Below are 10474 nucleotides of genomic sequence, written 5' to 3'. Positions count from 1 at the left end.
TAAGTCTGAGGTCATTCATTATTTGAAAGAGAGCTGGTCTGGTGTGAACGATGTTGAACTGGCAACCCTTGAGTGGGTGGACTGGTTTAATAAAACACGACTGCATAGTACGATTGGTTATGTGTCACCTTTTGATTTTGAAAAGCGGTATTATGATAATTTAACCCTGTCAGGCATCGCTGCCTGACTCAAGTAAATCACTCTCCGATAAAGTCGGGGCGGTTCATAGTGTTAAATGAACTATCGTGATAAAGCTTTACTCTATCGACAAAGAGAATGATAAATGATTCTAGTATTAAGTAGATTTATGAAACTTGAAGAAAGGTTGCGATTGTTACGAGGGCATGCGCAATCAAAGGCATGTTAGGTATTGGCGTAATGTTTGGTTAAATGACAGCGTATTTAGGCTTTATCGGTAAGCATCGTAAACAAGATATTTATAAAAACGCGAATGACTAGCTGATTGATAAAGAGTGCAAATACGGAAACGGTTAAGCCAAATTTCCTGATATCAATATTTTTGGTATTCGAAAAACCTAACTCATTAGAAGTTAATGGCTAATGTTTAAAGCGAACATAGCAATACTCCAGACTGCTATGCTCTAAATGTGCTAAACAGACGTTTTCTGCAAAATATAAACCACAAACTTTGCCTCTGTGCTAAATGCTACTGTTTCTACGGCAGCCAATAGTGCTTGCCTTTTTTCGCTGCGAGCACGGTACGCATAAGGTGTCATCGTCATCAAATCAGCCAAATCCTCTGCGGATAATGTCAGTTCTGTACTGACAAGGCAGGTCTCAACCAACGTAAAATACGGTGCCAATTCTTGCAAAAATTTATCAGAATCATGCTCACGCACATCATCAAACAGCGCATCACGCATCGTTGCCAAGTGCCCGACATCAGGTTTGGCAATAATCAGATAGCCACCATCCATCAATACATTATCAAACGCCTCGGGCAAAATAGGGCTAAAAATACTACTAATACCCGTCATACTATGCGGGCGTAATGGTAGATGTGCAGCACTGGTCACTAATGGATAGACTGCTGTCGTCTTGGCAGTATCTTCTTTGCGCGGCTGATACCATAGACGACCTGCTATTTTACTGACTTTGGCCAGCTCAACCACTGCAGGCTTACTGATGTCAGCGGCTATCAGTGTGTCTATGACATCCGATCCCATTTGCGCCATTGCTTGCGTGTAGTAACCTTCACCGCAGCCAATATCAAGCCAATTGACCGTCTTGCTATCTTGCTTATCTATTAACTCATCGTTAGACAGCAATTCTATCATTTTTTGGCTAATTAACTCTTGGAGCGGTGCATAGTGTCCATGATTCAAAAACCGCTTACGCGCATCGATAGATTCTTGGCTATCCCCGGGGGCTTTAGACTTTTTCTGTTGTACTGGTAGTAAGTTGACATAGCCTCGACGCGCCACATCAAAGGGATGTGAAGTTTGCTTAGGGTGCAAACTGCCATCACAGCGCCAAGTATCGGCGGCAGGCTGTAGTGGTGACTGACAAAGTGGACAAATAAATAACGACACGGGCATCTCAAAGTGATAGCAATATGCTTCGCATTTTAACAAAATTCATGGGTCCTGAGCGACAAAAAGCCGTCTCAATCATGATTGAAACGGCTTTTTAGATTTTTGCAAATTGATATCCATATAGATATTTGACGGTTATAGCTTAACGCAGTTTTAGCGTCATTAGCCCAAGGATGACAAGAATAATGGCAATAATCCAAAATCTCGCCACCACTTGTGTTTCTTTCCAACCAATTTCCTCAAAGTGATGATGCAGTGGCGCCATACGGAAGACGCGTTTTTTGCGCAGTTTGTACGAGCCAACTTGCAACATCACTGATAGCGCTTCTGCGACAAACAAACCACCCATAATCGCAAAGGCAATCTCTTGACGGGTCATCACGGCGATAGTACCTAGCATTGCACCTAGTGCTAGCGCGCCAACATCACCCATAAATACTTGTGCTGGATGCGCGTTGAACCATAAGAAACCAAGGCCTGCTCCGACCATTGAGCCACAGACGATGATGACTTCGGAGTTATAAGGGATATAAGGTACATGCAAGTAATCAGCAAAGCGTACATCGCCTGATACATAGGCCATCGCGCCCAAACCTGCCGCGACGAGAACGACTGGCAAAATTGCCAAACCATCCAACCCATCGGTTAGATTGACTGCGTTAGAAGCGCCATTAATCACAAAGTAGGTAAAGATGATGAAGCCAATACCAAATGGCACCGCTGAAAATGGAATCATCCAGTCTTTGAATACTGGTAATAGCAAATCCTGCATCTCACGCGTGGTGTTGATATCGGGTTGTAGCGTGGCGATATAATACAAAGACACACCGACAAACAGTGCGCCCATAGACAGCCAAAAATACTTTTTGCGAGCGATTAGGCCTTTTGGGTCTTTGTACTTAATTTTTAACCAATCATCAGCCCAACCTACGGCGCCGAAGATAACCATAACCACAAGCAAAATCCAAACATAAGGATTGTTTAGTCGTGCCCATAGTAGCGTCGATATGCCAATCGCACTGAGGATCAATACCCCGCCCATGGTTGGCGTACCAGTCTTAGCCAAATGCGATTGAGGCCCATCATTACGAATGGCCTGACCATATTTGAGCGAACGCAAGTGCTGAATGACACGGCCACCAAACATCATGCTAAATACAAGTGCGGTAACAACGGCAAGCAATGCTCGCAACGTCAACGAAGAAACCGCAGAAAACGGCGTATAATACTGGCCAAGCCAGCCAAACAACCAAACTAACACCGCCTACTCCTCTACTAGCGCATGAATAAGTGTTTCCATTCCCATGGAACGAGAGCCTTTGAACAACACAGTACAAGGCTTAGCTTGTTGCGCTTGCAAATACGGCTGTAAATACTGTAATAAATTGTCTTTGTCGGCAAAAGCATGAGCACTGATATCAGACACTTCTTGCGCACCCGCAACGGTATAAGGGGCATATTCGCCAACACAAAGCAGCACGTTGATACCTGTGGTCGCAATAGTACGGCCCAAGCTTTGATGCTCACTAATAGCTGCTTCACCGAGCTCACCGATATCGCCCAGTACCATGACTTGCGTGCCCGTTTGCGCAGCCAATACTTTGGCGGCGGCACGTACCGAATGAGGGTTGGCATTATAAGTATCATCAATAAGACGATGCATACCAAGTATCTGGCTATTTAAACGACCTTTAGCAGGACGCCCATTTTCTAGCCCAATCACAATGTCACCTACCTCAATATTTAGCGCATGCGCACAGGCAGCAGCAGCCAAGGCATTATTGACATTGTGTTCACCTGCCAATGGCAAGTTGATATCATGGATTTGGTTACCGATATGTAGCTTAAATTCGCTACGTTCAGGCTCTACGTCTAGATGGCTTGCGCTTACATCCGTATTACCAAAGCCAATCACATGTGAGGTATGCTTTTCAGCGATACGACGCAACTGATTGGTAAAATCATCCTTATCAGGAACAATTGCAAACTGCGCATCCGTCAACGTATGGTAAATCTCAGCCTTGGTCTGGCAGATGCCTTCACGGCTACCAAACTCACCCAAATGCGCTGTACCGATGTTTAAGATACAGGCCACATCAGGCTGCACGATTTCAGTCGTATAAGCAATCTCGCCAATATGATTTGCGCCCAATTCCAAAATAGCATAACGATGATGATCTGATAGCTCAAGCAGCATCATTGGTACACCCAAATCGTTATTAAGGTTACCACGAGTGATCAAGGTCGGTGCCAATCTACCAAAAATACTGCCTAGCATTTCTTTGCAAGTAGTCTTGCCACTAGAACCCGTAATAGCAATTACGGTTAAATCTGTATGCTGCTGACGACGATAGGCTGCCAATTGACCTAGTGCCACACGAGTATCGCTGACCACCAATTGCGGAATAGCATTTGGGCCGGACAACGAGATAGGACGCGAGACAACAGCGGCAACAGCGCCTTTTGATATCGCTGTCTCGATATAATCGTGACCATCGAAATTATCGCCGCTTAGCGCCAAAAATATATCGCCTGGCTTTATCGTACGGGTATCGGTGGCTATACGTTTACTGGACAAGACCGTCTGTTCTGCTGCATGGCCTTGTGGTAGTTGCCAATGCCCATCGAGCGACGTGGTCGCTGCGAGCAGATTGTCCATTTGCCAGACATAGAGCCCTTGCGACTGGGCAGTATTATCGGTGTCGGCTGTCATAATGATTACCTTATATGATGACTACTTAATTTTTATATTTAATGATCAATTTTTACTAATACATGTATCGAAAGCCAATCAACTACACACGGCCAGCTTGATTCAATGCCTGCTGCAAAACAACACTGTCATCAAAATCATAGCGGACGTTATTAATCTCTTGATAGGTTTCGTGACCTTTGCCTGCGATGACAACGATATCATCTAAACCTGAGTGACTAACTGCATACTCAATAGCGGTTTGGCGGGCAGGCTCGATATGGGTTCGTTGATATTGCTCAGCTGTCATACCAGCCTGCATATCTTGCAAAATTACATTTGGGTCTTCGGTACGTGGATTATCCGCAGTCAAAACAACTTGATCAGCACCTGCCAGACCTGCTTGCGCCATCAACGGTCGCTTGCCTGCATCGCGATCTCCGCCGCAACCAAATACTGCCCATAGCTGACCTTTACAGTGGGTTTTTAAACTTGCTAGCACTTGGCTTAGAGCGTCTGGAGTATGCGCATAATCAACGATAAAGCAGCCATCATTTGACGGTACACGCTGCATACGCCCAACCGCACCTTGCAACTGTGCAACAGCAGGCGCAATACGCTCAATATTTATAGCCAAGTCAACATCAAGTGCTACGACGGCTGCTATCGCCGCGAGCAAATTGGCTACATTGAAGCGACCTAATAATGGACTGATAATCTCTATGTTGTCAGCTTTCTCATCACCAAAATTCGTACGCAGATTAATTTTTACACCCTGCAGACTCGGTGAGATATCAGCGGCTACAAAAGTAGCAGATTTTGATGAATCCAAACTGTACGTCCATACCGTCAAGTCGCTAGCATTTGCCGTATCTAACATAACATGAGCGTGCTCATCATCGATGTTGATAATGGCATGAGTCAAATCTGGAAAATGAGCTTTATCAAACAGTTTTGCTTTGGCAGCGGCGTACTCTGCCATATCGGCATGATAGTCTAAATGGTCACGACTCAAATTGGTATAAATCGCCACAGTGACTGGCATACCTTGTAGACGTTGTTGGTCTAACCCGTGAGAGCTGGCCTCTAATGCTAATATTTCTGCTTGCTCTGTTCCCATTTTATATAGGAACTGCTGGACAGCTAACGCATCGCCCGTGGTATGGCTGGCTTGCACCAGCGCACCAAGTCTACCATTACCTGCCGTACCCATCACTGCGCTACTCTGACCCATCAATTGAGTAAGCTGTGCTACTAATTGACTGATGGTTGTTTTACCATTCGTACCAGTTACCGCAACCACAGTCGGTAGAGTCACTGGCTGCTGATATTGGAGGCGCGCTTGAATTAAGCTACCTAAAAAGTCACGAATATTAGGAACGTATAATACATGGCATGATAATGCTGCTAGTTGCTGCTGTGCATTAGCAATACTATCTGTCTGCGGTTCATTAGTGGTATTTGAGGAATTATCTGCTTCGCTAAGCAAAACAATAGGGTCAATTTCTGAGAGAATAAACGCGGCTTGCTCAGCGGCTTGTAGTAAATAATTGCGACTTTTTTGAGGGTTGGCTGTTTGACTTTTTAAAAGGATAAATACGTCGTTCGCTTCCAGTTGACGACTGTCTAAGCGAAACTGCTGAAATGGGATATGGGCAGTAGATTGAGCTTGTTCTGACTCTGCCTGCTTGAATACTTTCTGAATCGATGTTTCTATCATCGCTGTAAGTTGCTCAGCCAGTTTTTGCTGCTGGCTTTTATTGGCATCTATAAGCTGTTGTAAAGTAACAGTAGCGCTATCTAGCGATGATATAGTCATAGATAAATCCTAAACAGTTAAAACGTGTCAGCTCAGTAGAACTGGACATTTAAAATAATTGAACGCTTACTGCGCTTCCGTTTTTAGTGGCTTATCCAAAGGCACATTATACAATCGTAATGCTTCTTTCATCACATTATGGAAGACAGGGGCGACCGTTAGACCAGCATAAATCTGACCGCGCGGGTCTTCGATAAGCATTACGCCTACCAGCTTTGGATTGGATGCAGGTGCCATGCCAGCAAAGACGTTACGATACTGATCCGTATAATAACCACCATCTGGATTGATGCGGCGTGACGTACCTGTCTTACCTGCCACGCGATATCCGTCAATGGCAGCAGCTTTTGCCGTACCACCAGGTTCAGTCACGCTCTCAAGCATCTGTACAATCGACATTGCCTGCTCATGCGCCATAATACGTTTGCTTGGCTGTGATTTGTCATCTTTAATTAAAGTTAATGGATGCATGACCCCACCTGCTGCTAGGGCTGAATACGCCTGTGCAACCTGTGCCAATGTCACTTGTAGACCATAACCATAACTGACCGTCGCGCGGCGCGAGGTTTCTTTTTCTTTTGGCGTGACGATCAAACCGCTGCCCTCACCTGGGAACTGCAAAGGTGTTTTTGAGCCAAAGCCAAACTGTCGTTGCATATTACTAATAGCATCGGCTGGCAGTGATAGCGCAATCTTGGTCGAAGCAACGTTACTAGATTTCTGTAGTAGCGTGGCCATGTTAACCATGCCCAAATTATTATGATCTCGAATGGTATAGCCACGTACGCGAATCGAACCGGGATTGGTATCAATCAAGGTCGTTGGCGTATATTTACCCGAGTCTAGCGCTGCCGCCACGGTAAACGGTTTCATCACCGAACCTGGCTCAAACACATCTAACAGTGCGCGGTTACGCTGATTTTCACCCGTCATCTCGTTAAGGTTATTCGAGTTAAACGACGGCCATGTTGATAGTGCTAATACTTCACCAGTTTGTACGTCAACGATCATACCCGTGGACCAACGTGCTTTTTGCAAACGCCCAGCTTTTTCTAGCTCTTTATACAGCAAATACTGTAAGCGCGAATCAATCGTCAATGCCACATCTTTGCCGGGTACTTCTGGCTCGATTTGCTTAATTTCTTTTAGGCTGTTTTGTTTGGCGTCTTTTAGAACTAAAACTTTTCCGTCATCACCTGCCAGTTCTTTTTCGTACTGACGCTCAATACCAGCACGGCCTTCGTAGCCGCCTTCGGGATCCTTGGCGTTTTGACCCATAAAACCTAGCAGCTGGGCATTGGACTGTGGCTGTGGATAATAACGCTGAAAGAAATTCTTTTCGTAGACGCCTGGGAAATCAAGTGAGCTGACGCTTTGGGCAATCTCAGGTGTGACCTTATTAAGTAGTGGCAAATAGTGTGAGCCCGCACCAGATGGTAAAGCAGCTTTTACCGCTTTCTCATCGGTCACATCAATACTGTCATCAATAGCAGTGACTTTTTTCAACTCATCGACCGAGATATTGGCAGCAGCGGCTAGCTTTGTCAGGTCCATATTATCTAGACGCTTTTGCATACGCGCTTGTAATTGTGGACTGCTAGGATTGGTAATGATAATGCGCTTTAGCTCGTAATATTCACGAGAATAATCATGTGGACTAAACGAAACTGTCGCGAGCGGCGCACTGACTGCAAGCGGTAGATTATTACGGTCGGTAATCATACCGCGATAAGATTTTTGGGTGCGTTCACTGGTAATAAGCTCATTGCCTTTGTCTTGATAGAACTGTGCGTTGGCAACCTGAATATAATAGGCGCGGCTAATCAGTAGTGCTAATATAACTAGCGCTAGACCCCAAACCATACGAAAACGGTTTTTGTCTTGTTCGAAACCACCGAGAGCTGACGCACCTGACGCTTTGCTCGAAAAAACCATTTTACTTTTGCGATTTTTTACACTGGTATAAGCGCCTTGGGTGTCGCTTTTTTTGATGCGTCCAAACAATTTTGCCTTACGATTGCTTGCAGCTTTATCGGGCTTGCTGCTCGTCTGACCAGATTTAGCCGCACTGGCTCGGCGGAGAGGTTTGGTTACCTTGCCGCTGGCTGGTTTTTTACTGGTGTTTTTTGCGGTGGATTTAGGCTTTTTTGCACTCATTGTCCTGCCTCCGTCGCTGGTTCTTCAGGAGAGATGTCGGTAGAGGCACGTGGCCCAACTACGTCAGACATATCTTCCTCTGAGTCTTCCGTAACCACTGACACCAATGCAGTCGCAACACCAGGCTGGATAATCAGCTTATCCTTTAATGTTGGCGAATACATACCCAATTCAGCAACCGCTCGACTGGCAATCTGCGGAGTGGCGCTAAAGGTCTGCTGCTCAATCAATAGACGCTGATGCTCTACTTGTAGCTTACGTTCTTGTTTTTTCATGTCTTGCAAGGTTTTGTAGTCCTGATGATATTGCTGAACTTCTTCGGCAGTTTTGATACCACTCCATACAATCGTGGCTGCCAATAGCAGTAGCACGACCACATAAATGCTCACCACATTAAATCGGCGCACGAACAGCTCGCCGACATCGGTATTATAAGGTGTAGCAGTGCGGCGATTCGCAGGTTTGTCAGATATTGCCATGACGATCTCAAAAAAGTGAACGTAAACGATAGAGTAGATAACGGATTGCGAAAGATGAACGTGTCATTATTCGGTCATACCATCGATAAATATAAAACCAAAGACACTTATAAATGTAAAAACCAAACTCAAAAAACCGAACGTAAAAAACACATCCAATAGCTAATATATTCAGGAGCCATAAGTCATCACAACTCATGGCTATCAATAGGTCATACCAAAACCAAACACGTTGCATGGCTGTACTACATATAAAGCCATTCAACTATCATGCAGATAAAAACCAACTGCTGAGCCTAACAGACAATATTTACAGATTTTTAACAGTGGCGTAGCCATTAGGACATTTGCGCATCATTTAGACAAACATTAGCAATCTTTGACAACTCACCAACCTTATTCGACTATGACTTGTGGCATCATGATGTTCTTCTATAGCTGTGTTGTCTGCTCATAAGCTGTGTCGGTACGCGTTGCCATACGCAGCCATGCACTACGCGCGCGCGGATTCTGACTCGTCTCAGCTTTGCTTGGGCCGACACGTTTTGGCTTGCTAAAATAGCGCGGGCGATTCGGCGGCATTGGCAGGTTTTCGTCTTCTGGATATTGCCCTTTGCTATGTCGCTGCAAAAACTGCTTGATACGGCGATCTTCTAATGAGTGAAAGCTAATGACCGCAAGCTGTCCGCCTGACTTTAAGATAGGAATGCTTTGCGCTAAAAAGTCGTCAACATCGCCCAGCTCATTATTAATAAAAATACGCATGGCTTGAAAGCTTTGCGTCGCTGGATGTTTACCGCGTTGCCAATTAGGATGCGCGACTTTAATCACTTCTGCCAACTCAAGCGTAGACTCGTAGCTCTCCATCTGTTTGATAGCGCGTGCAATACGGCGGCTATGACGCTCTTCGCCAAACTCATAAAGCACATTGGCCAACGTTTCGTCATCGACTGTTTCAAGCCATTCGGCAACTGACTGGCCACGACTGGTGTCCATACGCATGTCTACTGCCCCGTCACGCATAAAGCTAAAGCCGCGACTACCATCATCAATCTGCGGTGATGAAATGCCCAAATCCGCCATCAAGCCATCAACTTCAGTGATGCCCATAGCAGCCAGACTGTCGGTCAACGTCGCAAAACTATCGTGAACCACACGCACACGGCTGTCTTTGGTTGCCAGCTCTTGCGCCACGCTGATAGCTGTCGGATCTTTGTCAAAGACAATCAGTGTTGCGTCATCGGCGAGTTGACTTAATAGTAGCCTGCTATGGCCGCCACGGCCAAAGGTTGCATCAACGTAGATGCCACTTATATTTAAGCTATTTTGGTCACCTTCTGTTTGCTTGGGCAAGGATTTTACGCCGAGCACCGCAGCGACAGTCTCTTGCAGCAGCACCGCATCATGGACAAAACTTAATTCATCAGACGTGATATCGCCCTCATGACGGGCGTGAGTAACATCCAGATCGACATCTTGCGTAGACGCATCCTTTACAGCAGAAGGATTAGACACTGACTCAGAGAGATCAGCGGCGGCAGAAGGACTGGCTTTCGATTTTGGCTTAGACTTTGATAGGGACACAAACAACTCAATAGATGACGACCATACTGGCCAGTAATTAGATGAAAATAAACAAGTTATGACTTGCTTAGCATTATTATCGCAAGGATACACCTGTAGTCAAGCACTAGAAGGGCTTTTCATTAAAAATATCACATGTCTCTGTTATACTAGCGCTATATTTTACGCTATTTCTTAACATCGACTT

The 10474-nt window shown here is 45.3% G+C and carries 8 protein-coding genes; 1 reads left to right on the top strand and 7 read right to left on the bottom strand.

The window, feature by feature from the left end:
• On the top strand, positions 1 to 187 hold a 187-nt coding region (locus FQV37_RS04660), incomplete at its 5' end, for an integrase core domain-containing protein (RefSeq protein ID WP_160021486.1).
• Positions 188 to 611: 424 nt separating this feature from the next.
• On the opposite strand, the gene FQV37_RS04655 is transcribed toward FQV37_RS04660, so the two are convergent.
• The 7 genes from FQV37_RS04655 to rsmH form a co-directional block, all read right to left on the bottom strand.
• Positions 612 to 1559, bottom strand: coding sequence for a putative RNA methyltransferase (locus FQV37_RS04655; RefSeq protein ID WP_160021488.1), 948 nt, complete (start codon positions 1557 to 1559; stop codon positions 612 to 614).
• Positions 1560 to 1698: 139 nt separating this feature from the next.
• On the bottom strand, positions 1699 to 2817 hold the full coding sequence (gene mraY / locus FQV37_RS04650) for a phospho-N-acetylmuramoyl-pentapeptide-transferase (protein WP_160021485.1): 1119 nt from the start codon (positions 2815 to 2817) through the stop codon (positions 1699 to 1701).
• A 3-nt stretch (positions 2818 to 2820) separates the two neighbouring features.
• On the bottom strand, positions 2821 to 4269 hold the full coding sequence (locus FQV37_RS04645) for a UDP-N-acetylmuramoyl-tripeptide--D-alanyl-D-alanine ligase (protein WP_160021484.1): 1449 nt from the start codon (positions 4267 to 4269) through the stop codon (positions 2821 to 2823).
• 82 nt (positions 4270 to 4351) lie between these two features.
• Positions 4352 to 6067: a UDP-N-acetylmuramoyl-L-alanyl-D-glutamate--2,6-diaminopimelate ligase gene (locus tag FQV37_RS04640; RefSeq protein WP_160021483.1), complete on the bottom strand. Its 1716-nt coding sequence runs from the start codon at positions 6065 to 6067 to the stop codon at positions 4352 to 4354.
• 66 nt (positions 6068 to 6133) lie between these two features.
• A complete protein-coding gene (locus tag FQV37_RS04635; RefSeq protein ID WP_160021482.1) occupies positions 6134 to 8224 on the bottom strand; it encodes a peptidoglycan D,D-transpeptidase FtsI family protein in 2091 nt (696 codons plus the stop codon).
• Entirely contained in the window at positions 8221 to 8703 is a 483-nt protein-coding gene (ftsL, locus tag FQV37_RS04630; RefSeq protein ID WP_160021481.1) for a cell division protein FtsL, read from the bottom strand. Before ftsL ends, FQV37_RS04635 begins: the two co-directional genes overlap by 4 nt.
• Positions 8704 to 9135: 432 nt before the next feature.
• A complete protein-coding gene (gene rsmH / locus FQV37_RS04625; RefSeq protein ID WP_420876978.1) occupies positions 9136 to 10170 on the bottom strand; it encodes a 16S rRNA (cytosine(1402)-N(4))-methyltransferase RsmH in 1035 nt (344 codons plus the stop codon).
• Between the last annotated feature and the right edge of the window lie 304 nt (positions 10171 to 10474).

This window comes from Psychrobacter nivimaris, assembly GCF_009812035.1.
Taxonomy (GTDB): domain Bacteria; phylum Pseudomonadota; class Gammaproteobacteria; order Pseudomonadales; family Moraxellaceae; genus Psychrobacter; species Psychrobacter nivimaris.
This window is presented reverse-complemented; position numbering and strand designations above follow the sequence as displayed.

Bases quoted from the DNA above. Each gene is read 5' to 3' on its own strand.
- FQV37_RS04655 (WP_160021488.1), bottom strand. From the start codon at position 1,559: ATGCCCGTGTCGTTATTTATTTGTCCACTTTGTCAGTCACCACTACAG.
- FQV37_RS04645 (WP_160021484.1), bottom strand. From the start codon at position 4,269: ATGACAGCCGACACCGATAATACTGCCCAGTCGCAAGGGCTCTATGTC.
- FQV37_RS04640 (WP_160021483.1), bottom strand. From the start codon at position 6,067: ATGACTATATCATCGCTAGATAGCGCTACTGTTACTTTACAACAGCTT.
- FQV37_RS04635 (WP_160021482.1), bottom strand. From the start codon at position 8,224: ATGAGTGCAAAAAAGCCTAAATCCACCGCAAAAAACACCAGTAAAAAA.
- ftsL (WP_160021481.1), bottom strand. From the start codon at position 8,703: ATGGCAATATCTGACAAACCTGCGAATCGCCGCACTGCTACACCTTAT.